Here is a 24102-nt window from a genome sequence, read left to right on the forward strand (position 1 = left end):
GGTGATCGTGTGGCGCGGGCGGCGCTCACGTGGCCGCGCGGCGTGCGCGGCGGCTGCGTATCCACGCGGCGGGCGGTTACGTGGCGTGGGCGGCGGCTGCGTGGCCGCGCGTGGTGGCGCTGGCGGCGGCAGGCGGCCGGTCCTGCTTGGCCGGGGATTCTGTACGGTCGTCCCGTCGCGTCTGGCGGGCCGAGCGCCACTACCCGGTGCGGGGCGTCGGAGTCGACCTCCGGGTCACCCCCGCCAGATCCGGCCGGGACTCCGCGTGCCACGCCCCGGCGGCCGTTCCCGCGCCCGCCGGGGCGACGCGCGGCGGTGACGCGTTGGTGGGCGCGGTTACGTCCGCGTGGGTGTTCCCGGGCGGCCTTGGTGCCGCCCGGGGTGCCCTGCGCCGCTTACGTCTCGGCGGCCGGGGTGCGGGGAGTCGTGCGGGGCATGGTCAGGGCGATATGGCGGGAGATGCGGTCCGCCGCGCCCGCCTCCGCCATTTCGAAGGCCGCGCGCCCGCCCGTACGGAAGAGCGTGAGCGCCCCGCGGACCGGGTCCGTGGCGGAGGTGCGCAGGGGTATGCACAGCAGCGAGGTGACCTCCTCCCGGACCAGGACAGGCGCGCCCGTCGCGTCCCGCCCGAAGGCGTCCGCGTCGGGCTGCCCGACCCGTAGCGCGGAGACCCCGTCGGACAGCGCGTCCACCACCAGGGGGCAGCCGGCCGGGTCCTGCTTGGCCAGGGATTCCGTACGGTCGCCCGCCGCGTCCGGCGGGCCGAGCGCCACCACCCGGCGCGGGGCGTCGGAGCCGGTCTCCGGGGCCAGGTCGGCGATCACCCAGTCCGCGAACCGGCCGTGCAGCACCTGTGCCGCCCGGACCAGCACGGGCTCCGGCCCGCCGCCGTCGAGCGCCACTTTCAGCAGCGCCGTCGTCATGTCGTCGACCAGGTCCAGCAGCTGGGCATGGCGGGTCACCTCCGCCAGATCCGGCCGGGACTCCGCGTGCCACGCCCCGGCGGCCGTCCCCGCGCCCGCCGGGTGGTCGGCCATTCCGGGCTGGAACGCCGCCAGCACCGCCGGATGGGGTTCGCCCGGCGGCCGCAGCGCGGCCAGGGTCACCCGCGCCTCGCCGTCGGCCGACGGCTGCGACAGCCGCACCGTCAGGCTGCGGTCGCCCTCGCCGCGGGCGACGGCGGCGACCTGCGAGCGCAGCGCCGCCTGCCCGTCGCGCCGCAGCGCCGCGGTGAGCGGGCGCCCGGTGGCGTAACCGGCGCGGGTGTTGAACAGCTGGGTGGCGGCGAAGTTCATCCGCCGCACCACGGATTCGCGGTCCAGCAGCACCGCCGCGACCGGCATCCGCTGGAACAGCGCCCGCAGCAGCTGCTGTTCCTGCGGGTCGCCCCGGCCGCCGCCGGGGCGCGGGGAGGCGGCCGCCAGCTCCTCGTACCTGGGCCACAGCACGTCCACCACATGCTGGAGCTCGAAAAGAGCGGCGTCCAGCAGGGACAGCCGCTCCTGCGAGGGCAGCGCCCGCGCGGCCCGCAACTCGCCCACCCGTCTGCGGAAGTCTTTGAGCTCCGCACCAAATTCCTGCGCCCCTGGCATGGGCACACCGTAGCCTGACCGTTCGCGGCGCACGGCATGGGTGGTGTTTTCGGCTCAATGGCGTGGGAAGCCGAAAAAATCGGGGCCCCGCGGGGACGGGGCCGGACAGCGCAGCACACGGGAGCGAAAGGACCGGACTCGGCGATGCCCGGACGTACGCACGGCCGCCCGATATGCCAGACCGACGCGCCGACCCTCGGCCGCGGCCTGGCCGAGCTGGCGGAACAGGCCGCCGCCGGCACCCCGGACAGCTGTGGGGCCACCGCCACCGCCGTGCTCGCCCAGGACCCCCTCCGCGACGCGGACGCCGACCCGACCACCGCGGCCACCCACCCCGATCTGTCCGCGCTGGTGTCGGTCCAGCTGAACTCGGGCGAGGGCCCGATCCTCGCGGCGATCGACACCGGCCACCCGGCGGGCGCCGACGACCTGCTGCACGACGACCGCTGGCCGCGCTACCGGGCACGGGCGCTGGCCGCGGGCGTACGGTCCACCGCCTCCCTGCCGTTCGCCTGCGACGGGCTCACCGTGACCGTCTCGGTCTACGGACTGCGCCCCGGCCCCCTGAAGAAGGCCGCCCAGGGCGTCACCGGGCTGCTCGGCGATCTGGCCACCGAGAGCATGGCCCGGGACCGGCTCTACCGCGCCGCCCTCGCCCAGGTGGACCAGCTGGACGCGGCGCTGCGCAGCCGGCCGGTGGTCGACCAGGCATGCGGCATCGTCATGTACGTCCTGGGCTGCGACGCGGACCAGGCGTTCGATCTGCTGCGCCGCATCTCCCAGCGGTCCAACCGCAAGCTCGCGGAGCTCGCCGAGACCGTGGTGCGCAGCCGCGGCCGCGGTCTGGAGAAGAACCTCATCGCGTTCGACCGGTCAGCTGCTCCCGGACCCGGTCGGCCAGCGTCCGCCCCGGACCAGGGCCTTCCGGGCTGATCGGTTCACTGACCGGTTCGCCGACCGGTGCCATGCCCCGCGCCGCGGCCGTCGCCTCGCCGACGCGCAGGCCCAGCGCCATCCGCTCCTCGGGGGTGAGCCGCTCCCGCAGCTCGGGGAAGACCAGGTCCTCCTCGCCGCGGATATGCATGGACATCACGTCCATCAGATCCCGGACCAGCGGGTCGAACCGCCGGTCCCGGGGGTCCACCGCGTCCAGGTCGGACAGGATCCGCTCGGCCTCGGTCAGCTCCTCGATCTCCTCGTCGGCGATCCGGTCGCCGTTCGGCAGCGCCTTGCGGACCGTGGGGTACAGATGGGCCTCCTCGGCCACGGAGTGCCGCACCACCTCCACCGTGATCCGGTCGACCAGCTGCCGCCGCAGCTCGGGCTCGGTGGCCGTCCGGTACCCCTCGAAGAGGGCGCGCACCGCGCGGTGGTCCGCGGTGAGCACGTCCACCACATCGTGTTGTTCCGGCGTCGCTGTCATGGCACCCGGGTCCCCGGCCGTCCTTCCGCGAAACGGAGCCGCGGATCTGCGAAGGTGGACAGAAGGGGGACAGAAAGAACAGAAGACGGACCGCGGACAGTGGACCGCGGACAGTGGACTGCGGACAGAAAGAGTGGACAGAACCGGGCAGACGGTGGACGTACGCCAACCGTGACGCGCTGGGAACAGGGCGGAGGTGTGGACGAATGCAGCGGCAGTGGACCGCCCCGGCTCCGGCCGACCGGGACGACGGCGGGCTGCCGGTCCTCCCGGAGCTGCTCGACAGCTTCGTCGCGGCGGCCGGCCACACCGCGCCGGAGCCCGTCGCCGGCTCCGCGGAGCTGCGCTCGGCCGCCTGCGGCTACTGGTCGCGGCGCGGGCTGTGGACCGACCCGGAGCACGTGGTGGTCGCCCCCGGCGCCGAGCCGCTGCTGCTGGCGCTGCTCGCCTCGGCCTCCCGCGGCGACGTGCTGCTGCCCCGCCCCTGCGCCGCCTGGTACGCACCGCTGGTGCGGCTGGTGGGCCGGCGCGGCCACCCCGCGCCCGTCCCGGCCGAATGCGGTGGGCTGCCCGATGCGTTCGCGCTGCTGGAGACCGTGCGCAGAATCCGCGCCGAGGGCGGGGTGCCCCGCATCCTGCTGCTGTCCGTGGCCGACGACCCCACCGGCACGGTGCCCCCGCCCGAGCTGCTGCACGAGGTGTGCGAGGCGGCGGTGGCCGAGAAGCTGCTGATCGTCAGCGATGAGACCTGGCGGGACACCGTCCACCATCCGCGGGGCACGGTGCTGCTCAGCCCCGCCGAGATGAGCCCCGAACATGTGATCGTGCTCTCCGACCTGGTGGGCGCCTTCACCCCGGCGGGCTGGCCGGCCGCGATGGCCCGGTTCCCGGCCACCGAGCGCGGTGTGGAGCTGCGCGGCCGGGTGCTGTCCCTGCTCACCGCCGTACGGTCCGGGCTGCCCGCGCCCGTCGCCGCGGCCGCCGGGTACGCCCTCGGCGAGCCCGAACCGGTCCGGGGCCGGATGGCCGCCGCGGCCCGAGCACACGGGGCCGTGGCCGCCGCGGCGTATCGCACGCTGACCGCCGTCGGGGCACTGTGCCGCCCGCCACAGGCCGGCCGCCACCTCTACGCCGACCTCGACGAGCTGCGCGGGGTGCTCGCCGTCCGGGGCATCACCGACTCGGTGGAGCTGGAGCGCGAGCTGACCCGGCGGATCGGCCGGAGCGTGGCCGGAGGCCATCGCTTCGGCGACCCCCCGCACACCCTGCGGCTCCGGCTGGCGACCCTGCCGCTGCTCGGCGCGGCGGAGGAGCCGCGGCTGCGGGCGCTCCAGGCGCCGGACCCGCTGGAACTGCCCCATGTGGCCATGGCGTTGGCCGCCTTCGAGACGGCCTTCCGCGATCTGATCGGGGATGCCGAGGTGACCTGAGCCTTCGTGGACCACCACCTTCACGACACGCCGGCGCGGCAGGGCCGGCCCGGATACGGAAGGGAGCCAGGCCATGACCGATCACGCCGAACCGGCCGAACCGCCCGAACCGGCCGAACGGAGCCGCCCCCGCCCCGGCACCACACCGCCCGAGCCAAGCCCCACCCGGCCCGACACCGTTCAGCCCGGCGCCGCCCGGTCTGACGCCGTTCAGCCCGGTGCCGTACCGGCCGAGCCGAGTCGAGCCCGGCCCGATGCGGCCCGGTCCGATGCTGCCGTCCGGTCTGACGCGGTTCAGCCCGACGCTGCTGCGCAGTCCGGTGCCGCTCCGGGCGGGCCGAGTCGCGTCCGGTCCGACGCTGCCGTCCGGCCCGACGCGGTTCAGCCCGGTGCTGCTGCGCAGTCCGGTGCCGCTCCGGGCGAGCCGAGTCGTGCCTGGCCCGATGCGGTCCGGTCCGACGCCGTCGTCCGGCCCGACGCCGTTCAGCCCGGTGCCGTCGCCCGGTCCCTGTTGGTTCCGGCCGTTCCTGAGCCGGCTGTTCCGCGGCCGTTGGGCGAGATCCGTAGCTGGCCGCGGTCCTTCCTCGATCGGCTCACCGCCCCGTTGCCGGGGGTGCGGGCGCTTGCCCGGCTGGCTCGGGAGGGGCGGCTGCGGCCGCCGGTGGAGTCGTTGCGGGAGATTCCCGAGCTGCCCTTCGAGCCGGGGCCGCTGCCGCTCGCCGGGGCCGGGCGTACCGCGGTCACCTGGGCGGGGCACGCCAGTTGGGTGGTGCGGACCGGTGGGCTCACCGTGCTCACCGACCCGGTCTGGTCCCGGCGGATTCTGGGCACCCCGGCCCGGGTCACCCCGGTGGGGGTCCGCTGGGAGGATCTGCCGGGTGTCGACGCCGTCGTCATCAGCCACAACCACTACGACCATTTGGACGCGCCCACGGTCAAACGGCTGCCGAAGGCGACGCCGGTGTTCGTCCCCGCCGGGCTGGCCCACTGGTTCCGGGTGCGCGGATTCACCCGGGTGACCGAGCTGGACTGGTGGGAGGCGGCCGAACTGCCCGGCGAGACCGGCCCGGTCCGCTTCGACTTCGTCCCGGCCCACCACTGGAGCAAGCGCACCCTCACCGACACCTGCCGCTCGCTGTGGGGCGGATGGGTCATCACCGCGCCCGGCGGGCACCGGGTGTACTTCGCCGGGGACACCGGCTACGGCCACTGGTTCCAGCAGATCGGCCGCCGTTACCCGGGCATCGATCTGGCGCTGTTGCCCATCGGTGCCTATGAGCCGCGCTGGATGCTCGGCGCGGTGCACACCGATCCGGAGGAGGCCGTACGGGCGCACCGGGACCTGGGGGCGCGGGTGCTGGCGCCCATGCACTGGTCGACCTTCCTGCTCTCGGCCGAGCCGCCCCTGGAGCCGCTGCACCGGATCCGCGCCGCCTGGGAGGCCACCGGTCGCCCGCGCGAGGAGCTGTGGGACCTGCCGGTCGGAGGCTCCCGCGTGCTCGAATAACTCGAATAAGCAGCCGCAACGCCGGTTGCGGCCTGCGTCCCTGCCTGCCTGTCCTGTCTACCTGGTAAACCCTCCGCCCCGCCGCCCCGCGCCCCCGCCCCAGGCCGGGCGCGCTTGCGTCCTCGCGTCGGAGGATGGGCAACACAGCGGCCAAGTGGGGTAATCCGGCGCGCGACTGGTAGATGGATCATAAGTGGCGAATGGTGCGGGCCACACCTAACTTCCTTTTCATGCGCACACCGAAACTTCGTCACCTCGCGGGCCTCACGGCCGTCCTCGTCATCGAACTCGCCCAGCTCCCCGGAGCCCACGCCGCCCCCGCGGCCCCCACCGCCCCCGTCGACCAGGCGGGGACCGTTCATGTGGTCGCGCCGGGTCAGTCCATCCAGGCCGCCGTGGACGCCGCCGAGCCCGGCGACACCATCGAGATCCAGCCCGGCGTCTACCGGGAGAACATCCAGATCACCACCGACCGGCTGACCCTGCACGGCGCGGGGGAGTCCACCGTGCTCTCCCCGGCCGATCAGCCGTCGGACAACGCCTGCGGCGCGGCCGGCCACGGCATCTGCGTCACCGGGACGGACCAGCAGCCCGTCTCGGATGTACGGATCAGCTCACTGAAGGTCACCGGCTTCCCGAAGAACGGCATCTGGGGGTCCGGCACCGACCGGATGACCGTACGGGACACCGTCACCGAGCAGAACGGCCAGCAGGGCATGGGCCAGGAGCTGTCCACCCGTGGCGCCTTCGTCCACAACGTCTCGCGGGACAACGAGCAGTCCGGTGTCTTCCTGGCCAACACCATCGACGCCGAGGGCGGCGCCACCGACGCCCTGGGCACCGTGGTCGCCGCCAACGAGCTCAGCGGCAACCGGTCCGGTGTGGTGGTCCGCCGGCTGCGCGACCTCACGGTCGAGCGGAACACCATCACCGGCAACTGCGCCGGAGTGTTCATCGTCGGCGACGAATCGACCCCGCGCGCCGGGGATCTGACCGTCCGCTACAACGTCGTCACCGAGAACAACGCCTACTGCGCGGCCACCGACCGGCTCCCCTTCATCCAGGGCGCCGGGATCGTGCTCACCGGCGCCGAGGGCACCCGGGTGACGGCCAACCAGGTGCACGACAACGTGGGCACCTCGCCCATGTCCGGCGGGATCGTGCTCTACACCAGCGTCGTCGGCGCCCCCAACGCCCAGAACGCCGTCAGCCGGAACGTGCTGAGCGGCAACAAGCCGGCCGACCTGGCCGACCGGGACAAGGGCGAGGGCAACACCTTCACCGAGAACGTGTGCGAGCTGTCCGAGCCCACGGGCCGGTGCTGAGAGGCGGCGACATGACCACCCAAGAGAGCACCGACCCCGCGGCCGCCGGACACCCCCCGCCGGCCGCGCTCCCGCCGGCCATGCGGCTGCGGGAGATCGTCTTCGGCGCCGCACGGGCGGCGTCGGTGCGCGCCGCGGTCCGGCTGGGGGTCGCCGACGCGCTGGGGGAGCGGCCCGCCACCATCGGCGAACTGGCCTCCGCCGTGGACGTCGAGCCCGATCCGCTGCGCCGGCTGCTGCGCTCCCTGGCCTGCTGCCAGATCTTCGCCGAGACCGACGACGGCCGGTTCCGGCACACCGAGATGTCCCGGCTGCTGCGCGAGGACACCCCGGGCAGCCTGCGGAACATCGCCCTGTGGTGCACCGAGCCGTGGACCTGGGAGGCGTGGCCGCTGCTGGAGCGTGCGGTGCGCACCGGCGGCTGTGTGGTGAACGAGATCTACGGCAAGGGCTTCTTCGAGTACCTCCACGAGGACGCGCCCGAGTCGGCCCGGGTGTTCGACGCCGCGATGACCACCTCCAGCCGGCAGTCCGCCGCCGATGTCGCCGCCTTCCTCGACCTCGACGGGGTCAAGGAGGTGGTGGACATCGGCGGCGGCCAGGGGCATGTGCTGGCCGGCCTGCTGGAGAAGCACCCGGCTCTGCACGGCGTGCTGCTGGATCTGCCGCAGGTGGTGGCGCACGCGGACGCGCGGCTGCGGGACGGCGGGCCACTGGCCTCGCGGGCGACGCTGGTGCCCGGCGACTGCCGTCGTGAGGTCCCCGTCGAGGCGGACCTGTACATCATCAAGAACATCCTCGAATGGGACGACGAGAGCACCCGCCGGACGCTCGCCAACGTGGTCGCGGCGGCCCGGCCCGGCGCGAGGGTGGTCGTCATCGAGAACCTCGTCGACAACAGCCTCTCCTCGTTCACCACCGCGATGGACCTGTTCCTGCTGCTCAATGTGGGCGGCCGGAAGCACACCGAGGACAGCATGGTGGCGCGGATGACCGAGGCCGGTCTGAACGTGACCGACATCCGGCCCGTCAACGGCGCTCTGCACGCCTTCGACTCCACGGTGTCCGCCACGGCCCGCCGCTAGCGGGTGCGAACGCCACGGTGCCCGCGTCGTCCTTCCTCGACGACGCGGGCACCGCGGTGTGTCAGGCGTAGCGGTACGAGGCGAGGTGCGCGAACGCCACCACATTGGCCGTGTAGTCGTTGACCGTGTGGTCGTAGGCGCCCCCGCAGGTGATCAGCCGCAGCTGGGCGTTGGGGGTGTCCCCGTACACCTCGCGGTCCGGGAACGCGTCCTTCTCGAACGTCTTGATCCTGTCGACGACGAAGGTCGCGATGATCCCGTCCTCGCGGGTGATGGTCAGCTTGCTCTTGGGCTTGAGCTGGCTGAGGTTGTAGAACACCGCGGGACCGGTCTTGGTGTCCACGTGCCCGGCCACGATGGAGTTGCCGCGCTCACCGGGTGAGGGGCCGCCCTCGAACCAGCCCACCAGGTTCTGCTCGGTGTCCGGAGGCGGGACCAGCACGCCCTGGGCGTCCAGCGACAGCGGCACGAACGGCGCGCTCACCCCGATCGAGGGGATGTCCAGCTGGACCGCGGGGGAGCGCGGCAGCGCCGGTCCGGGCCGGGACTCGGGGGCGGCCGAGGACTCCGTGGAGGCGTCCGGGGATTCTTCCTCGATCGAGGTGTCGTTCTCCGGCGTGGAGATGGACGTGGGGGAGGTGGGGGACGTGGAGGCGCCGGCCGTGGGTCCGGCCGGCGTCGCCGAGGTGTTCTGGGAGGCGGCGTCAACGGAGTTGTAGATGAGGAAGACGCCGATGAGGGCCGACGCGGCGGCCCAGCGGAGAGTGCGGGTGTTGCTGTCGGCAGCGCCCTGTTTGGCCGGCTTTCCCATAGGGGTGTTCGCCTTTCTCACAGCGCTTTTCTCCCAGCGCTCGTGGCGCCGCCGTGGCACCACCGCTGAGCGGTAGTGCCACGGCGGCAGGAAATTACGAAAGCGTCAGGCTCAGATCGCGGTGCCGGTCGGCTTGCGGCGGCGCAGGGCGTAGGCGCCCGCGCCCAGGCCACCGAGGAGCAGGACCGAACCGGCGGCCATGCCGCTCCCCGTGGTGGCCATGCCGCCACCACCGGTGTGGACGCCGCCACGCGGCTTCTCGCCCTTCTCGTGGTCCTTCCACGAGCCGCCGGACCACTCGTGGTCGTCCTTCTTGCCGGACCACTCGTGCTCGCGCTCCTCCTTGCCGTGGCCGGACCAGTCGCGCTCGTCCTCGTCCTTGCCCCGGCCGGACCAGTCGCTCTCGTGATCCTCCTTGCGCGGCTCCTCCTTGCCGTGCTCTTCCTTGCCCTGCTCTTCCTTGCCGTGCTGCTCTTCCTTGCCGTGCTCTTCCCGGTCCTTGTCCTTCCAGGAGCTGCCGCCCTGGCCGTAGCCGTCCTCGGAGGACTCCTGGCTGCTCGAGTACCCACCGTGACCGCCCGGGTCCGAGACGTCGGCGGCGAACGCGGCGGCGGGGGCGCCCAGGGTCAGGGTGGCGGCGATCGCCGCCCCGGTGAAGAGTGCGCGAGTAGATCGCATGAGTCATTCCTTCCGGCGCCGTCACGATACTGACTATTTGCCAGATAAAGGGATCGCAGCGGCGTCTCATCCACCGTCAGCGAAGAGGGCGCCCCCTGCCACTCGGCACGGCCCGCTATCTGCCGGGTTGTAAGCCCTCTGGGTGGAGATAAGCGCAATGATCACTCATTCGCCGCGCGAACGGGCTGATGCCGTGTCACCGGCTCGGCGGATATCCATCCGATGAGCTCAGTAGTGTGTCCAGTGCGTCCGCCGAAACGGAAATCCGAGTGCGCGTACGAAAGGGGCCGCCGGGGAGTGGAAACTCCCTCAGCGGCCCCGGGGCGCGGGCGATTTCGTTCGGCGGCACCATGGACCCGACGGTTTCCGAGCGGATATGGCGCCCGGGTCCGGTGTGCTCCGCATCAGCCCGGATCGCGGTCCCAGCGGTAGAACTCATGCGCCATGGCGTCCTTGGGCTCACGCCAGGTCGCCGGGTCGTACGCCTGCATATACGGCTGGAGCCGCGCGCTGACGTCGCGGAATTCCGGGTGCTTGGCGTACTTCATGACCGCGTCGGCCGGCGGCCGCTCGGCCTCGATCAGATGCAGATACACATCGCCGAACTGGAACAGGCTGCGGCCGGTGACACCGATCAGCTTGGGCAGTTCACCGCGGTCCGATTCCGCGAAGATCTCGGCCACTTTGGGACCGGCGTCCCGTTGCATCTTGGCGACGATCATGGTGCGGTACATGCTCATGCCCCCACCGTTTCGCGGGCCCGCTGCTCGATTTTCTCCCGGATCAGATCCATCTGAATGCGGGAATTGCGATTGATGTGGTCCGCCATCGTGGGGTCGTCCACCGGTGCGTCGGGCCGCATTTCGAAGTCCTGGGTCCAGCGCATGCGGGTGCCGTCGGACTCCTCCTCGTACTCCCAGCGGATGTTCATGTAGGCGAAGGGGCCGGGCTCGACGCGGCGTGCCCAGACCGTGCGCACATCGCGGGCCGTCTCCCGCTCGGACACCCAGCTCCAGACCTTGCCGTTCTCGTCGGGGTGCATGGTGAGGCGGAAGGTGGTGGTGTCCCCGTTCCGCTGGAGCACCTCGACCGAGGCGTACTCGCTGAACAGCTGCGGCCAGTTCTCCAGGTCGTTGGTCATGTCCCAGACGAGGTCGAACGGCGCCTTGATCATGACCTCGTTGTCGGTGTGGCCTGCCATCGTCATGCTCCTGAGGTAAGTGAGGTGTTGATGACCTCGAGGAAGTCACCGGGGGTCTTGCAGCTTTCGGCACCCGGTTCGATCGGGGTGCCGTACCGGTTCTCCAGCTCGCCGACGATGGCGAGCAGACCGAGCGAGTCCAGGCCGTACTCCTCGAAGGTGGAGTCCGGCCGGTCCCGCATCGTGTCCGGGTCGACGGTGAGCCCCGCGCACCGCTTCATCAGCGTGGCCAGTTCGGCGTAGGACAGTTGGCTGGACATCAGTAATCTCCTTCCGGTCCGCGGAGCACGAGCGCCGCGTTGCATCCCATGAGCCCTCGGCTGAGCACCAGCGCCGTCCGCGGTTCGGCGGGTCGGGAGCTGCGGGTGACGAGGTCGAGGTCATGGCAGACGTCGGTGACGTACGGGGTCGGGGGCACCACGCGGTGCTCCATGGAGAGCACCGCGGCCACCACGTCCAGCGTGGGGGCCGCGCAGTGCACCCGGCCGAAGCCGGCCTTCGGCGCGGTCACCGGGACCCGGGTGCCGTGCGGCCCCAGGGCGTCGGCGATCGCCAGCGCCTCGGCGCGGTCCGCCTCGGGCACCCCCAGCGCGTCGGCGAACACCACGTCGATCTCCTCGGGCGCGCACTCCGCGTCCTCCAGGGCGACCCGGATGGCCTGGGCCAGCCCCTCCCGGGACCGCTCCCACCGGGACGCCCCGGTGAAGGTCGAGCCGTAGCCGGCGATGAAGCCCCGGATGCGCACCCCGCGCCGCCGGGCGGCCCCCTCCTCCTCCACCACCAGCATCGCCCCGCCCTCCCCGGGCGCGAATCCGCAGGCGTCCTCGGTGAACGGCAGATAGGCCCGGCCCGCGTCACGGGCCCGGCTCACCTCGTCCCACCCGAGCATGCAGACGACGGAGTACGGCGCCAGCGACGCCTCGGACGCGCCCGCGACCATCGCGTCCGCCCCCCGCCGGATGGACCGGCGGGCGTGCGCGAGCGCGTCCAGACCGCCGGCCTCGTCGTTGGCCACCACCCCGCAGGGGCCCTTGAACCCGCCCCGGATGGAGACCTGGCCGGTGCTGGCCGCGTAGAACCACGCGATGGACTGGTACGGGCCCACATGGCGCGGCCCCTTGCCGTACAGCTGCTGGAGCTCGCGCTGGCCGAACTCACCGCCCCCGGAACCGGCGGCGGTCACCACGCCCACGGCGAACGGCGACATGTCGTCCACCGGCAGCCGGGCGTCCTCCAGTGCGAGATCGGCCGAGGCCATCGCGAAGTGGGTGAAGCGGTCGGTCTGGACCAGGAACCGCTCCTCGATCATCGACGCCGGATCGAAGCCGCGGACCTGGCCCGCGATCCGGACCGGGAAGTGCTCACTGCCCTCCCGGGAGAGCCGGTCCAGGAAGGTGATCCCCTCCCGGGTCGCCTTCCAGAAGGCGTCGGTGCCCACCCCGTTCGGGGCGATCACACCGATGCCCGTCACGGCCGCACCCCGGTTCCGGGTGTTCATCGCGGCGTTCATGCCACCCTCCCGTCCGCCCGGCTCAGCACCACCGCCGACTGGAAGCCGCCGAACCCGCTGCCCACCGACAGCACATGGCGCAGCGGGAGGGCGCGGGCGGTGCGCGGGACGTAGTCGAGATCGCATTCGGGGTCGGGGGTCTCGTAGTTGGCCGTCGGCGGCACCACGCCATGGGCGAGGGCCAGGGCGCAGGCGACCACCTCGATGGCGCCGATCGCCCCCAGCGAGTGGCCCACCATGGACTTGATCGAGCTCATGGGGGTCCGGTACGCGTGCTCGCCCAGGGACCGTTTCACCGCCGCCGTCTCGTGCCGGTCGTTCTGCTTGGTGCCCGAGCCGTGCGCGTTGACGTAGTCCACGTCGGAGCTGTTGACGCGGGCGTGGCCGAGGGCGTGGTCGATCGCCTCGGACATCTCCAGCCCCTCCCGGGTCAGACCGGTCATGTGGTACGCGTTGCCGTAGGTGGCGAACCCCCGGAACTCGCAGTAGGCCCGCGCCCCCCGGGCCCGCGCGTGCTCCAACTCCTCCAGCACCAGCACGGCGGCGCCCTCGCCGAGGACGAAACCGTCCCGGTGGGCGTCGAACGGCCGGGAGGCGGTGGCCGCGTTGTCGTTGTTCGCCGAGGTGGCCTTGATCGAGTCGAAGCAGGCCACCGTCAGCGGGGTGATCGGCGAGTCCGCGGCCCCGGCGATGCACACATCGGCCCGCCGCTCCTCGATCGCCTGGAAGGCGTAACCGATCGCGTCCAGACCGGAGGTGCAGCCGGTGGAGACGGACTGCACCGGGCCCTGCGCCCCGGTCAGCTCCGCCACTCCGGAGGACAGCGCGCTCGGTGAGAACGCGTGCTGGAGATGCGGACCGGCCTTGCGGTGGTCCACGTCCCAGTGCTCACCGGCGTCGCTGACCTTGACGTAGTCCTGCTCCAGCCGGGTGGACGCGGCGACCGCGCTGCCCAGCGAAACCCCTATCCGCCAGGGGTTGATCGCCTGGAGGTCCAGACCCGAGTCCCGGACCGCCTCCTGCGCCGCCACCAGGGCGAACTGCACATAGCGGTCGGAGCGTTCGATCTGCTCGAAGCTCAGACCGCAGGCCACCGGGTCGAAGTCGCATTCGGCGGCGATCCGGGAGCGGAACCGCTCCGCGTCGAAGAGCGTGATGTTGCGGGTGGCCGTACGGCCCGCGGTGAGCATGTCCCAGAACGCCGGAACGCCCAAGCCTCCGGGGGCGACGATGCCGAGCCCGGTGACCACCACTCGTCGGGTCACGATGCCGCCTCGGCGGGTTCGGCGGCCTCCGTGTCCACGTGACCGAGCTCGGGGCGCGGCGCCAGGGGCCCGAGGTGGAAGACCATCCGGGCCTCGGTGTCCCCCACGTTGCGGAACCGGTGCCGCATGTTGATGGGGATCAGGATCGCCTGGTCGGGGCGGAGCGGATGCGCCGTGCCGTCCAGGTCCACCTCCACCTCGCCGCACACGAGGTACACGAACTCCTCGGAGTACGGGTGGTAGTGCTCGGCGACCCGTTCACCGGGTCCCACGATGGCCATCCCCATGAAGCCGCTCGTGGCGCCCGCCAGGCTCGGGGTGAGCATGGCGCGCACGTCACCACCGCGTCGGCGGTTGGGGGCGACCGCGGCGAGGTCGACGATGTGAGGGGACTGCGTGGTCATGATGAGTTCCTCCAGGTAGCGTCGCGCGGTCCGCGCCACGGGGTGGGAAACGGGCTGGTAAACGGGGCGGGAAGAGGGGGGAGAGGCGAAAGGGGCGGGACGTCAGTGGTCCGCCGCTCGGCGGTCGGTGACCGGGGTCATGTCGCAGTCGGCGAGGAAGCGGCGCAGCCCGTCGTCCACGGACAGGTCGATCGCCGCCCCCTCCGCCCCGAGGTCGAGCAGCCGGCCCAGCACGGCGGCCGCCCGCCGTCCGCTGACACCGGCCGCCATGGCGGGGTTCCGCTCCAGCGGCACATTCAGATCCACCAGCCGGACCACGATGTCGTCACGCTGGAAGATGGTGCTGCTCAGCAGGGTCCTGGCGGTCTGCTCCGCGGCCACCTCCCGGTTCACCGCCAGCTCGTCCTGGCGCGCCAGCAAGCTGGCCACCGCGGGTCCGCAGCCGGCCTTGACCGGGTAGAGCAGGGCGTGCCGGTGGACGTCCCCGGTGGGGCGCGGCCCGGCGGCCGTCATGTGGTGGACCACCGGGAGGGAGGCGCGGGCGAAGAACTCCCGCGCCGAGGCGGGGTCGTCGAGGTTGCGGTCCTCCTCCAGATACGGGTTGATGGCCTCCTCGACCGCCCTGATCTCCGGCTGCCGGGCCACGAACCGCAGCGCCGCGGTCAGATCCCCCTTGATCTCCACCGCCCGCACCACACGGTTGCCCCCCATGAACACGGAGGTGCGGACGAGCTCGGTGGTCTCGTCGACCCGCGCCTGGGGCGAGGCGTAATCGGCGAGGATCTTGGCGACGGCGTCCTCGCTGCCGGGCTGCACCGTGAAGGTGAGCGCCTGCCGGACCAGCCCGTCGCCGACCCGCAGCGCGGCCTCCACTCCACGGGTGGTGACATCGACCGGCGCCGATCCGGCGGTCAGCGTCTCCCGCAGGATGCTGAACCGCAGCGAGCGGGTGTCCTCCACGCATCCGTGGAAGGGCTTGACCATCTCCCGGTGCGCGGGGCTGTCCACCCAGGCCAGGAACGGAGGGGCGCTTTCCCACTCGCTGGTGATCAGCCATTGCGAGGGGTTCTCGATCGACTGGCACAGCTGGTCGCTGATGTGCCCGGGTACCGCGGCCACCTGCTGCGACAGCTGATCGTAGGCACGCAGAAAGCGCTGCTCGGCACCGCTGTTGACCTGCACCAGCAACACGACGCGCAACCTGGTGTCGGTGAGAGCGGATTCCACGGTCGTCGGTGTCTGATCCGCCGTGGTATCCGGCATCTCGGACAGGGTGCTCATATTCCACTCCTTATGTCGCGGGCGGGTCCTTCCGGGCATCGAGGACACCCGCCCGTTAGACGATCGTGGAGTGCTCCCACCAATGGCGCGAGATATGTGAGCCATCCGAGCGAACGCCTGGTCAGCGCATCGGAAGGGCCCGGAGGCACCGGGCATAGCAGCACAATGAACCGTCTTGCCGACAATGCTGAGCGTGTGCCCGTCCTCATCGCGGGCGGCTCCCTGGTGGGCCTGTCCGCCTCACTGTTCCTGGGCCGACTGGGGATCGGTCATCTGCTGGTCGAGAAACACCCGCGCACCTCGCACCACCCGCGCGGACGGGGGAACAACATTCGCACGATGGAGCTGTTCCGCACCGCCGGAGTGGAGCCCGCGATCCGCGAGGCCGCGTCCGTCCTGGCCGACAACCACGGAATCCTCCAGACGCCGTCCCTCACCGGTACGGAGGGCAACTGGCTCTTCCGGGAACTGGACCCGGACGGCAGAGCCGCCCGGATCAGCCCCTCCGGATGGTGCCTGTGCAGCCAGAACGACCTGGAGCCGGTGCTGCTGGGCGCCACCCGGGGACTCGGTGGCGAGGTGCGGTTCTCCACCGAGCTGATCTCCTTCGAGCAGGACGCGGACGGGGTCACCGCCGTGCTCCTGGACCGCAGGTCCGAGCGGCGCTCCACGGTCCGCGCCGACTACCTCATCGCCGCCGACGGCCCGCGCAGCCCGGTGCGCCGGGCGCTCGGCATCGGGCAGAGCGGACGCGGCGAGCTCTTCCACAACGTGTCCATCACCTTCCGCGCCAAGCGGCTCGCGGACGCGGTCGGGGACCGCCACTTCATCGCCTGCTACCTCACCAACCCGGAGGCCGACGGGGCCCTGCTGCCCGTCGACAACCAGGAGCAGTGGGTCTTCCACGCCCCCTGGCACCCCGAGCACGGCGAGCCGCTGGAGGCGTTCACCGACGAGCGCTGCGCCCAGCACATCCGCACCGCCGTCGGCATGCCCGACCTGGAGGTCGAGGTCACCGGAAAGGCACCCTGGCACGCCGCCGAGCGGGTGGCGGACCAGTACTCCGACGGCCGGGTCTTCCTCGCCGGGGACTCCGCGCACGAGATGTCCCCCACCGGCGCCTTCGGCTCCAACACCGGTATCCAGGACGCCCACAACCTGGCGTGGAAGATCGCCGCCGTGCTCGGCGGCTGGGCCGGCCCCGGCCTGCTGGAGACCTACGGCACGGAGCGGCGGCCGGTCGCCCAGGCCACCAGCGCCCGCGCCGCCGCCCGTTCGGCCGAGCACAGCCACCCCGGCTACTCGGCACCGGCCACCGAGGGCCCGCAGAGCAATGTCATGGCCGTCGCCATGGGCTACCGCTATGTGCGGGGCGCGGTCGTCGGCACCGACCCCACCGCCCCCTGCGTGCCCGAACGCTTCAGGGTCTCGGCCGAACCCGGCAACCGCGCCCCCCATATGTGGGTCCACCGCTGCGGTGTGCGGCTGTCCACCCTCGATCTGTACGAGCGCACCTGTGTGCTGCTCACCGGGCCGGGCGGTGCCTCCTGGTACGAGGCGGGCCACCGCACCGCCGACGCCCTCGGGGTGCCGCTGGACTGCTACCGGGTGGGCGAAGGACCGGACCACGAACTCGCCCCCGAACCGGGCGCGGACTGGGCCGAACTCCACGGCACCGCCCCCGACGGAGCGGTCCTCGTCCGCCCCGACGGCTTCGTCGCCTGGCGCGCGGAACGCTCGGTGCCGGACCCGGAAGCGGCGTTGACGCGAGCCCTGCGAGAAGTACTGCACCTCACCCGCTGACGTCCGTTCCCCGGCCCCGCCGCCCCCGCGGGAGCGCTGCCGCGGTCACCGACCGGGCACGTGACTGAGCCCCGCGGCCCGCCGACCCCGCGGGGGAGCCGTGTTAGGTGTCGGGAGGGGAGGTTCGGCAGTGAGCGTGACCGGCGGGCCACCCGGGCCACCGGCGCCAGCCGGGCCAGTCGGGCCAGTCGGGCCAGCCGCGTGGGCCGGGTCGGTCGGGCCGGCCGGGCCGCCCGAGCCACCCGGGCCACCGGCGCCAGCCGGGCCAGTCGCGTGGGCCGGGTCGGTCGGACCAGCCGGGCCAGCCGCGTCGGCTGCGTCGGCCGGGCCACCGGGCCAGCCGGGCCAGTCGCGCCAGCCGGGCCAGTCGCGCCAGCCGGGCCAGTCGCGTGGGCCGGGTCGGTCGGGCCACCCGAGCCACCGGGGCCAGCCGGGCCAGTCGCGCCAGCCGGGCCAGCCGCGTGGGCCGGGTCGGTCGGGTCAGCCGGGCCACCCGGATCACCCGAGCCACCGGGGCCGGGCCAGTCGCGCCAGCCGGGCCAGTCGCGTGGGCCGGGTCCGTCGGGCCGGCCGGGCTGGCCGCGTCGGCTGCGTCGGCCGGGCCGGCCGGGCCACGACGGGTCGGCCGCCCCGGCCGGTGGTCGGAGGCCGGCGACGTGGCCGGGGCGGGGGCCGCGGGGGCTCCCGCCCCGGCCGTCGGGGTCAGCCCGGCGCCTCGCTGTGGGCGTCGCCGGTGGTGCGGCGGCGCAGCCGCCGCCACAGTCCGGGGGCCGTACTGATCACCACCGTCAGCACCACGGCCGCCGCCACCCCCTCCCACGGCTGGGGGAAGAGCGAGCCGCCCAGGATTCCGATCAGCTGATACGTCACCGCCCAGGCCAGCGCCGCGGGCCCGGCACCGCGCGCGAACCTGCGCAGTGGCCAGCGCGCCAGCAGACAGGCCAGCATCACCGGTATCCGCCCCGCCGGGATCAGCCGGGACAGCACCAGGACCGCCACCCCGTGCTCGTTCAGCCGGTCCCGCGCCTGGTCCAGCCGCTCCGGCGCCGCGTGGTCGTGGATCCGCTCCAGCCACCGCGAGCCGTTCTTCGAGCGCACTCCGCGCCGCCCGAGCCAGTACAGCATCACGTCCCCGCAGAAGGCCGCCAGCGCGGCCACCGCGAAGACCACCAGCAGCGACAGCGGGGGAGCGGTCTGGTGGATGGCGACCACCGCCGCCGAGGAGACCACCGCCCCGGTGGGCACCACCGGCACCAGCGAGCCGAGCACCACCAGCAGGAACAGCGAGGGATACCCCACCGCCTGCTGGGTCGACTCGGACGGCACACTGCGCGCCAAATCCGCCACGTCCGCCAGGTCCGCCAAAGCCCCCATCACCTGGCGGGCTCCAGCCGAACGCACTCCCCGTGCCCCAGCCGGTGCACCACCGCGTCGGGGGCCAGCCGCCCGGCGTGGCGTACGAAGTCGTCGCCCGGGGCGTGGAATTCATGCGGCCGGATCGCGTCCATCCCGATCGGCCAGTACGTCCCGTAGTGCACCGGCACCGCGCAGCGCGCCCCCAGCCACGCCAGCGCCTGTGCCGCGCGGCCCGGGTCGAGATGGCCGTGGCCGAGGTACGGTCCCCAGCCGCCCACCGGCAGCAGCGCCACCTCGCACGGGCCCACCGCCTCCGCCATCCGGTCGAACAGCCCGGTGTCCCCGGCGAAGTACGTGGTCGACTCGCCGGTCAGCACATAGCCCAGCGCGGGCACCCGGCTCGGCCCGTACGGCAGCCGCCGTCCGTCGTGCGCGGCCGGTACGGCCCGGATGCGCACCTCGCCGACCGTGCACACGTCCCCCGGGGCCATCTCCGTCACCCGCAGCCCGCGCGCCGCCACCACCCGCCGGAGTCCGGGCACCGCACGCCCGGCCCCGCGCGGCACCACCAGCCGGGTGCCGGGCGCCAGTTTGGCCAGCGAGCCGAGGTGCAGATGGTCGGCGTGCAGATGGGAGACCAGGGCCACGTCGGCCACCGCCGCGGCGGCCGGCGGTACCGGCCCCCGGCGCCGCCGCAGATGGGCCAGGCGCCGTACGAAGAGCGGATCGGTCAGCACCCGCACCCCGGAGTCCCGCACGGTCGCGGTGGCGTGCCCCCACCACGTGATCTCCACCGACATCTCCCGCCTCCGTCCCTCGGGCCGTCCAACCGATCCTCTCACCCCACCGGGCGGACCCGGCCGGGCGGCCCGGCGGGGTGGAAATTCCATGGACCGGCGGGCGGCGCGTACGCCACGATGACCGGTGGCCCAGCCGCCGCTGCTGCCCGCCGACGGTGAACCCCTTCAGCGGGACCGGGCGCGACAGAAAGCGAAGCATCCGTATGAGCCGTGCGCTGCACCGGCGCGCCGTCGTCGCCGACGCCCACAACGATCTGCTGATAGCCGTCACCGCCCGCCCGCCGCACCGCTGGGCCGGCTACTTCCGGGAGCGCTGGCTGCCCCAGCTGCGCGAGGGCGGGGTGGACCTCCAGGTGCTGCCGGTCTTCATCGACGACCGGTTCCGCCCCGAGGGCGCGCTGCGCGAGACGCTGCGGATGATCGAGTGCGCCCACACCCTCGCCGAGGGCAACGCCGATGAGGTACGGCTGTGTCTGGACGGCGACGACATCGACGCCGCGCTCGCCGAGGGCCGGATCGCGCTGGTGCTGGCGCTGGAGAGCGCCCCCGGGCTGGACGCCGATGTGGAGCTGTTCTCCACCGTGCACCGCCTCGGGGTACGCATCGCCTCGATCGCCCACTGGGGCCGTACCGCCCTGGCCGACGGCAGTGGTGAGGACGCCACCGGGAGCCGGCTCACCGAGGCCGGGGTCCGGGCGCTGCGCGAGATGGAGCGTCTGGGCATCCTCTTCGACGTCTCCCACCTGGGCGCCTCCGGGGTGGCCCATGTCCTGGAGCTGGCCACCCGTCCCGTGCTGGCCACCCACTCCTCCGCCCGCGCGCTGCTGGACCATCACCGCAACCTCACCGACGAGCAGTTGCGCGGGATCGCCGCGACCGGCGGCCTGGTGTGCGTCAACTTCCTCGGCGAGTTCCTGGCCACCGACCAGGCCGACCGCACGGTGGACCGGCTGGCCGACCACATCCTCCACATCGCGGAGGTCATCGGCGTCGACCGGGTGGGTCTCGGCCCGGACTTCATCAAGGAGGTCAGCGATGACACCACCCCGCCCTGCTGCGAGGACGTCGAGTACGCCCGGCTGCTGGTCCCCGGCCTCGAAGGCCCCCGCGGACTGCCTCTGGTGACCGAGGCGCTGATCCGCGGGGGCCTTCCGGAGGCAGACGTCGAGAAGATCGTCGGCGGCAATGTGCTGGAACTCTTCCGCAAGGAACTGGGACGCCCCCGTTGACACCCCTTTCCCGACCGGCCCGAAGGGCGGTGCCACACAGGCCGGTGGCGGGGGCGGTGAATCACCGGCCGGTGGGGGCGGTGAGCCCATCGGCCGGCGGCGGGGATGGTGCCCTACGGCCCGTTGGCGGGGGCGGTGGACTACCGCCCGGCGGCGGGGTGGTGAGCCACCGCCCGGCAGCGGGGGCGGTGAATCACCGCCGGAGGCGGAGGCGGTGAGCCACCGGCCGGAGGTGGGGATGGTGCCTCACGGCCCGTTGGCGGGGGCGGTGAGGCACCGCCCGGTGGCGGGACGGTGCCCTACGGCCCGACATGCGGGGGCGGTGGACTACCGCCCGGCGGCGGGGTGGTGAGCCACCGCCCGGCAGCGGGGGCGGTGAATCACCGCCGGAGGCGGAGGCGGTGAGCCACCGGCCGGTGGCGGGGATGGTGCCCTACGGCCCGGCGGCGGGGTGGTGAGCCACCGCTTGGCAGCGGGGGCGGTGAATCACCGGCCGGTGGGGGCGGTGAGCCACCGGCCGGTGGCGGGGATGGTGCCTCACCGCCCGGCCGCGGGGACGGTGAACTATCGTCCGGCGGCGGCCAGGAAGGCGTCGATCGCGGCGAAGGTGGCCTGCGGTGCCTCCCGGGCGGGGAGGTGGCCCGCGTCCCGGATCAGTTCGAAGCGCGCCCCGGGGATGGCGGCGGCGTACGCGCGCCCGAAGTCGGGCGTGACGACCGTGTCGTTCTCCCCCCATACCGCGAGGGCGGGCACCTTCACCCGGGCGAGCCGGTGCAGCAGCTTCGGATCGGACAGCGACGGCCCGGTGTAGGCCAGCATCGTCCGGATGGCCTCGGGCGAGGGGCCCCGGGGCGGTTCCGGTGCGCCGGAGCCCTGCCCGGTCGGCGGGGCAGCCGGAGCAGCCGGGGCAGGCGAACCAGGCGGGGCGGTGGGAATCCGCACCTCGTGCCCCTCGACCCGCGGTCCGATGGCGTCCACGATGATCAGGGCGCCGATGCGCCGGCCCCGGTCGCGCACGGTCATCTCGGAGGCGATCCAGCCGCCGAAGGAGCTGCCCAGGACGACGACATCGCTCACGTCGCGGTCGTCCAGCAGCTCCAGATAGGTCTCGGCGAGGTCGCCGACCCCGGAGAACCACTCGGGCCGCGGGGTGCCGTCCCAGCCCGGGTGGGTCGGCGCCAGCACCCGGGAGGTGGCGGCGAAGTGGTCCACGACCCCGGTCATGGTGACGGGGCCGCCACCGCCGTGCAGGACGACCACGGGCCGGCCGGCGCCCACGTCCCGCACCGTCAGGGGGAGGCCAGGGTAGGGCTCGATGGTGAATCCCGTGGTCTGCTGGCTGGTCATCGGGCCGCACCCCCCGAGGTGACCGCGGTGAAGGCGTCCCGTGCGGTGCGCAGACCGTCCGGGCCGAAGAAGCCGGTGAGGTGCTCGGCCGACAGCGCGGCCGCCTCTTCGGCGCGCGGGAACATGGGTGTCTCGTAGGCGTTCAGGGCTGTCTCCAGGTCGTCGTGGGTGGCGAGGGCGAGGGCGAGTTCCGCGCCGTCGAGCATGGCGAGGTTGGCGCCCGCTCCCGCGAAGGGGGACATCAGATGGGCGGCGTCGCCCAGGAGCGTGACGCCGGGCACCCGGTCCCAGCGGTGGCCGATGGGCAGGGCGTGGATGGGCCGGGGGACGAGGGGGCCGTCGATGTGGGCGATCAGCGCGCGCAGTCCCTCGTCCCAGTCGGGGAAGAGGTCCAGGAGCCGCTTCTTGGACGCTGCCGGGTCCGCCGGGTCGATGAGGCCCGAACGGCTCCACTCCTCCGGCACCTTGACCGCGCTGTAGACGCGGATGCGGTCGCCGCCGTTGCGCTGGGCCGTCAGCCCCCTCTCGTCGGCCAGGGCGAACATCATGCCCTGTCCGACGAGTTCGGCGATGGCCGGGTGCCGGGTGCCGACGTCGCGCAGCAGACCGTCCACGAACGACAGGCCGGAGTAGACCGGGTCGGCGTCGGACAGCAGGGTCCGCACCCGGGACCACGCCCCGTCCGCGCCGACCAGCAGATCCGTCTCCATGGTGCGGCCGTCGGACAGGGTGAGCGTGGGCCGCCCGGCCGCCCCCATGGCGACCGTCCGCACCTTGTGGCCCCAGCGGACGGTGCCCTCGGGCAGCGAGCCCAGCAGCAGGTTCCGCAGTGCGCTGCGGTCGATCTCGGGGCGTTCGTCGCCCTCGCCCGGTTCCGGCGGGGGGATGCGCAGGCCGACGGTGGCGTCCTTGTCGAGCAGGCGCAGCTCCCCGCCCTCGGGGCGGCTCAGCGGCCGGAACTCCTCGAGGAGTCCGGCGAGCAGCAGCGCGCGCTGGCCGGACTCCCGGTCCAGGTCCAGCGTGCCGCCCTGGTCGCGTGCGGTCGGCGACGCGTCTCCTTCGTAGACGGTCGAGGCGATGCCGTGCACGTGCAGGACGCGCGCCAGCGTCAGCCCTCCCAACCCCGCGCCCACGATGGCGATTCGGCGTTCTCCGGACATGGTGGTGCCTCCTTGGCTCGGCGGCGCCGGTGCGCTGCGGACGACAGGAGAGTAGGGCGACGAACGCGTTCGTGGCAAACGCGTTCGTTACGAACGTGTTCGTCAACGGGTACGATGACCCCATGACAGCGCACCCCACCGCCCCGCGGAGCCGCCGGGAACGTCCGGCGAAACCGGCCCTGACCCGGGAAGGCATCATCGCCACCACGGTCGACCTCATGCGTGCCGAGGGCCTGGAGCGGGTCACGATGCGCCGCCTGGCCCGGGAGCTGGACACCGGGCCCGCCTCGCTCTACGTCTACGTCCGCAACCTCGCCGAGCTGCACGCGGCCGTCCTGGAGGAGCTTCTCGGCACGGTCGACCTGAGTCCAGCCGGAGCGGACGGCGACTGGCGCGACCGGCTGGTGCGGATCCTCACCTCGTACACCTCGCTGCTGTTCGAGTACCCCGGTCTCGCCCAGTCCGCCCTGGTGGCCCGCCCCTCCGGGAAGAACTATCTGAATCTGGGGGAGGCGCTGCTGACGCTGCTGGACGAGGGCGGCCTCGAGCCCGACCGGGCCGCATGGCTGGTCGACCTGCTGATGCAGTTCGCCACCGCGACCGCGGCCGAGCACGCCCACCGCGCCCCCGGCGACACGCCCCAGAGCGAAGCGGACTGGCAGGCGCTCGCCGCGCGGGTGCGGGGCGCGTCCCCGCGCACGCATCCGCACATCGCCGCGCTCGGCCCCCGGCTGCTGTCCGGCTCCCCCCAGGACCGGTTGGCCTGGGGCTTCCACGTCCTCATCGCCGGGGCGCGGCACACCCCACTGCCCGAGACGCTCGCCCCGTCCCCGGCGGACGGCGGCGCGATCACCGCCGCTCGCCAGGACTGATATGCCCCGCTTCGACCCTCTGT

23 protein-coding genes are annotated in these 24102 nt (G+C 73.2%); 8 read left to right on the top strand and 15 right to left on the bottom strand.

Translation table 11 applies throughout. The features are described 5' to 3' along the window. Positions 1-395: 395 nt before the first annotated feature. Positions 396-1592, bottom strand: coding sequence for a PAS domain-containing protein (locus N6H00_RS30940; RefSeq protein ID WP_268975121.1), 1197 nt, complete (start codon positions 1590-1592; stop codon positions 396-398). Positions 1593-1736: 144 nt separating this feature from the next. Between N6H00_RS30940 and N6H00_RS30945 the strand changes: the two genes are divergently transcribed. Next, the gene (locus tag N6H00_RS30945; protein ID WP_268975122.1) at positions 1737-2525 is read left to right on the top strand and encodes an ANTAR domain-containing response regulator; all 789 of its coding nucleotides are present in this window, start codon (positions 1737-1739) and stop codon (positions 2523-2525) included. Here the strand turns inward: N6H00_RS30945 and N6H00_RS30950 are convergent. Next, the gene (locus N6H00_RS30950; RefSeq protein ID WP_268975123.1) at positions 2449-3015 is read right to left on the bottom strand and encodes a hemerythrin domain-containing protein; all 567 of its coding nucleotides are present in this window, start codon (positions 3013-3015) and stop codon (positions 2449-2451) included. The genes N6H00_RS30945 and N6H00_RS30950 overlap by 77 nt on opposite strands. Before the next feature lie 206 nt (positions 3016-3221). Here N6H00_RS30950 and N6H00_RS30955 point away from each other — a divergent pair, with 206 nt between their 5' ends. The 4 genes from N6H00_RS30955 (at position 3222) to N6H00_RS30970 (ending at position 8362) form a co-directional block, all read left to right on the top strand. Continuing rightward, positions 3222-4445: an aminotransferase class I/II-fold pyridoxal phosphate-dependent enzyme gene (locus N6H00_RS30955; RefSeq protein ID WP_268975124.1), complete on the top strand. Its 1224-nt coding sequence runs from the start codon at positions 3222-3224 to the stop codon at positions 4443-4445. 508 nt (positions 4446-4953) lie between these two features. Then, a complete protein-coding gene (locus N6H00_RS30960; RefSeq protein WP_268977179.1) occupies positions 4954-5952 on the top strand; it encodes an MBL fold metallo-hydrolase in 999 nt (332 codons plus the stop codon). Positions 5953-6182: 230 nt separating this feature from the next. Beyond that, positions 6183-7277 (top strand): right-handed parallel beta-helix repeat-containing protein, encoded by a 1095-nt coding sequence (locus N6H00_RS30965; RefSeq protein ID WP_268975125.1) that lies wholly within the window; start codon positions 6183-6185, stop codon positions 7275-7277. An 11-nt stretch (positions 7278-7288) separates the two neighbouring features. Beyond that, positions 7289-8362, top strand: coding sequence for a methyltransferase (locus tag N6H00_RS30970; RefSeq protein ID WP_268975126.1), 1074 nt, complete (start codon positions 7289-7291; stop codon positions 8360-8362). 61 nt (positions 8363-8423) lie between these two features. On the opposite strand, the gene N6H00_RS30975 is transcribed toward N6H00_RS30970, so the two are convergent. The 9 genes from N6H00_RS30975 to N6H00_RS31015 form a co-directional block, all read right to left on the bottom strand. Next, positions 8424-9173 (bottom strand): class F sortase, encoded by a 750-nt coding sequence (locus N6H00_RS30975; RefSeq protein ID WP_268975127.1) that lies wholly within the window; start codon positions 9171-9173, stop codon positions 8424-8426. A gap of 111 nt (positions 9174-9284) precedes the next feature. After that, positions 9285-9851: a hypothetical protein gene (locus N6H00_RS30980; protein ID WP_268975128.1), complete on the bottom strand. Its 567-nt coding sequence runs from the start codon at positions 9849-9851 to the stop codon at positions 9285-9287. Between the two features lie 404 nt (positions 9852-10255). Further along, entirely contained in the window at positions 10256-10585 is a 330-nt protein-coding gene (locus N6H00_RS30985) for a TcmI family type II polyketide cyclase (protein WP_268977180.1), read from the bottom strand. A gap of 2 nt (positions 10586-10587) precedes the next feature. Next, the gene (locus N6H00_RS30990) at positions 10588-11052 is read right to left on the bottom strand and encodes an SRPBCC family protein (protein ID WP_268975129.1); all 465 of its coding nucleotides are present in this window, start codon (positions 11050-11052) and stop codon (positions 10588-10590) included. Between the two features lie 2 nt (positions 11053-11054). Next, the gene (locus N6H00_RS30995) at positions 11055-11312 is read right to left on the bottom strand and encodes an acyl carrier protein (RefSeq protein WP_268975130.1); all 258 of its coding nucleotides are present in this window, start codon (positions 11310-11312) and stop codon (positions 11055-11057) included. Then, the gene (locus tag N6H00_RS31000) at positions 11312-12562 is read right to left on the bottom strand and encodes a ketosynthase chain-length factor (protein ID WP_268975131.1); all 1251 of its coding nucleotides are present in this window, start codon (positions 12560-12562) and stop codon (positions 11312-11314) included. Before N6H00_RS31000 ends, N6H00_RS30995 begins: the two co-directional genes overlap by 1 nt. After that, complete coding sequence (locus N6H00_RS31005) at positions 12559-13827, bottom strand: beta-ketoacyl-[acyl-carrier-protein] synthase family protein (RefSeq protein ID WP_268975132.1); 1269 nt, start codon at positions 13825-13827, stop codon at positions 12559-12561. Before N6H00_RS31005 ends, N6H00_RS31000 begins: the two co-directional genes overlap by 4 nt. Then, positions 13824-14231, bottom strand: coding sequence for a cupin domain-containing protein (locus N6H00_RS31010; protein ID WP_268975133.1), 408 nt, complete (start codon positions 14229-14231; stop codon positions 13824-13826). Before N6H00_RS31010 ends, N6H00_RS31005 begins: the two co-directional genes overlap by 4 nt. Positions 14232-14333: 102 nt before the next feature. Then, positions 14334-15512 (bottom strand): SchA/CurD-like domain-containing protein, encoded by a 1179-nt coding sequence (locus tag N6H00_RS31015; protein ID WP_268975134.1) that lies wholly within the window; start codon positions 15510-15512, stop codon positions 14334-14336. Between the two features lie 165 nt (positions 15513-15677). Here N6H00_RS31015 and N6H00_RS31020 point away from each other — a divergent pair, with 165 nt between their 5' ends. Then, positions 15678-17315, top strand: a complete 1638-nt coding sequence (locus N6H00_RS31020; protein ID WP_268975135.1) for an FAD-dependent oxidoreductase — start codon at positions 15678-15680, stop codon at positions 17313-17315. Positions 17316-18017: 702 nt separating this feature from the next. On the opposite strand, the gene N6H00_RS31025 is transcribed toward N6H00_RS31020, so the two are convergent. Both N6H00_RS31025 and N6H00_RS31030 read right to left on the bottom strand, forming a co-directional pair. Next, positions 18018-18689: a DedA family protein gene (locus tag N6H00_RS31025; protein ID WP_268975136.1), complete on the bottom strand. Its 672-nt coding sequence runs from the start codon at positions 18687-18689 to the stop codon at positions 18018-18020. Continuing rightward, positions 18689-19471 (bottom strand): MBL fold metallo-hydrolase, encoded by a 783-nt coding sequence (locus N6H00_RS31030; protein WP_268975137.1) that lies wholly within the window; start codon positions 19469-19471, stop codon positions 18689-18691. The genes N6H00_RS31025 and N6H00_RS31030 overlap by 1 nt, the downstream gene beginning before the upstream one ends. A gap of 203 nt (positions 19472-19674) precedes the next feature. Here N6H00_RS31030 and N6H00_RS31035 point away from each other — a divergent pair, with 203 nt between their 5' ends. Next, complete coding sequence (locus N6H00_RS31035) at positions 19675-20700, top strand: dipeptidase (protein ID WP_268975138.1); 1026 nt, start codon at positions 19675-19677, stop codon at positions 20698-20700. 564 nt (positions 20701-21264) lie between these two features. Here the strand turns inward: N6H00_RS31035 and N6H00_RS31040 are convergent. Both N6H00_RS31040 and N6H00_RS31045 read right to left on the bottom strand, forming a co-directional pair. Beyond that, positions 21265-22047: an alpha/beta fold hydrolase gene (locus N6H00_RS31040; RefSeq protein ID WP_268975139.1), complete on the bottom strand. Its 783-nt coding sequence runs from the start codon at positions 22045-22047 to the stop codon at positions 21265-21267. Continuing rightward, complete coding sequence (locus N6H00_RS31045; protein WP_268975140.1) at positions 22044-23207, bottom strand: FAD-dependent oxidoreductase; 1164 nt, start codon at positions 23205-23207, stop codon at positions 22044-22046. The genes N6H00_RS31040 and N6H00_RS31045 overlap by 4 nt, the downstream gene beginning before the upstream one ends. Before the next feature lie 122 nt (positions 23208-23329). Between N6H00_RS31045 and N6H00_RS31050 the strand changes: the two genes are divergently transcribed. Continuing rightward, positions 23330-24079 carry a TetR/AcrR family transcriptional regulator gene (locus tag N6H00_RS31050; RefSeq protein ID WP_268975141.1) on the top strand — a complete coding sequence of 250 codons (750 nt, stop codon included), beginning with the start codon at positions 23330-23332 and terminating at the stop codon, positions 24077-24079. Positions 24080-24102 lie beyond the last annotated feature (23 nt).

This window comes from Streptomyces sp. S465 (genome assembly GCF_026898115.1).
In the GTDB taxonomy this organism is placed as follows: domain Bacteria; phylum Actinomycetota; class Actinomycetes; order Streptomycetales; family Streptomycetaceae; genus Streptomyces; species Streptomyces luomodiensis.

What these genes read in the sequence shown, in the direction of transcription:
- N6H00_RS30940 (WP_268975121.1), bottom strand. Translation starts at nt 1,592, where the DNA reads ATGCCAGGGGCGCAGGAATTTGGTGCGGAGCTCAAAGACTTCCGCAGA.
- N6H00_RS30945 (WP_268975122.1), top strand. Translation starts at nt 1,737, where the DNA reads ATGCCCGGACGTACGCACGGCCGCCCGATATGCCAGACCGACGCGCCG.
- N6H00_RS30950 (WP_268975123.1), bottom strand. Translation starts at nt 3,015, where the DNA reads ATGACAGCGACGCCGGAACAACACGATGTGGTGGACGTGCTCACCGCG.
- N6H00_RS30955 (WP_268975124.1), top strand. Translation starts at nt 3,222, where the DNA reads ATGCAGCGGCAGTGGACCGCCCCGGCTCCGGCCGACCGGGACGACGGC.
- N6H00_RS30965 (WP_268975125.1), top strand. Translation starts at nt 6,183, where the DNA reads ATGCGCACACCGAAACTTCGTCACCTCGCGGGCCTCACGGCCGTCCTC.
- N6H00_RS30970 (WP_268975126.1), top strand. Translation starts at nt 7,289, where the DNA reads ATGACCACCCAAGAGAGCACCGACCCCGCGGCCGCCGGACACCCCCCG.
- N6H00_RS30975 (WP_268975127.1), bottom strand. Translation starts at nt 9,173, where the DNA reads ATGGGAAAGCCGGCCAAACAGGGCGCTGCCGACAGCAACACCCGCACT.
- N6H00_RS30980 (WP_268975128.1), bottom strand. Translation starts at nt 9,851, where the DNA reads ATGCGATCTACTCGCGCACTCTTCACCGGGGCGGCGATCGCCGCCACC.
- N6H00_RS30985 (WP_268977180.1), bottom strand. Translation starts at nt 10,585, where the DNA reads ATGTACCGCACCATGATCGTCGCCAAGATGCAACGGGACGCCGGTCCC.
- N6H00_RS30990 (WP_268975129.1), bottom strand. Translation starts at nt 11,052, where the DNA reads ATGGCAGGCCACACCGACAACGAGGTCATGATCAAGGCGCCGTTCGAC.
- N6H00_RS30995 (WP_268975130.1), bottom strand. Translation starts at nt 11,312, where the DNA reads ATGTCCAGCCAACTGTCCTACGCCGAACTGGCCACGCTGATGAAGCGG.
- N6H00_RS31000 (WP_268975131.1), bottom strand. Translation starts at nt 12,562, where the DNA reads ATGAACGCCGCGATGAACACCCGGAACCGGGGTGCGGCCGTGACGGGC.
- N6H00_RS31010 (WP_268975133.1), bottom strand. Translation starts at nt 14,231, where the DNA reads ATGACCACGCAGTCCCCTCACATCGTCGACCTCGCCGCGGTCGCCCCC.
- N6H00_RS31015 (WP_268975134.1), bottom strand. Translation starts at nt 15,512, where the DNA reads ATGAGCACCCTGTCCGAGATGCCGGATACCACGGCGGATCAGACACCG.
- N6H00_RS31020 (WP_268975135.1), top strand. Translation starts at nt 15,678, where the DNA reads ATGAACCGTCTTGCCGACAATGCTGAGCGTGTGCCCGTCCTCATCGCG.
- N6H00_RS31025 (WP_268975136.1), bottom strand. Translation starts at nt 18,689, where the DNA reads ATGGGGGCTTTGGCGGACCTGGCGGACGTGGCGGATTTGGCGCGCAGT.
- N6H00_RS31030 (WP_268975137.1), bottom strand. Translation starts at nt 19,471, where the DNA reads ATGTCGGTGGAGATCACGTGGTGGGGGCACGCCACCGCGACCGTGCGG.
- N6H00_RS31035 (WP_268975138.1), top strand. Translation starts at nt 19,675, where the DNA reads ATGAGCCGTGCGCTGCACCGGCGCGCCGTCGTCGCCGACGCCCACAAC.
- N6H00_RS31040 (WP_268975139.1), bottom strand. Translation starts at nt 22,047, where the DNA reads ATGACCAGCCAGCAGACCACGGGATTCACCATCGAGCCCTACCCTGGC.
- N6H00_RS31045 (WP_268975140.1), bottom strand. Translation starts at nt 23,207, where the DNA reads ATGTCCGGAGAACGCCGAATCGCCATCGTGGGCGCGGGGTTGGGAGGG.
- N6H00_RS31050 (WP_268975141.1), top strand. Translation starts at nt 23,330, where the DNA reads ATGACAGCGCACCCCACCGCCCCGCGGAGCCGCCGGGAACGTCCGGCG.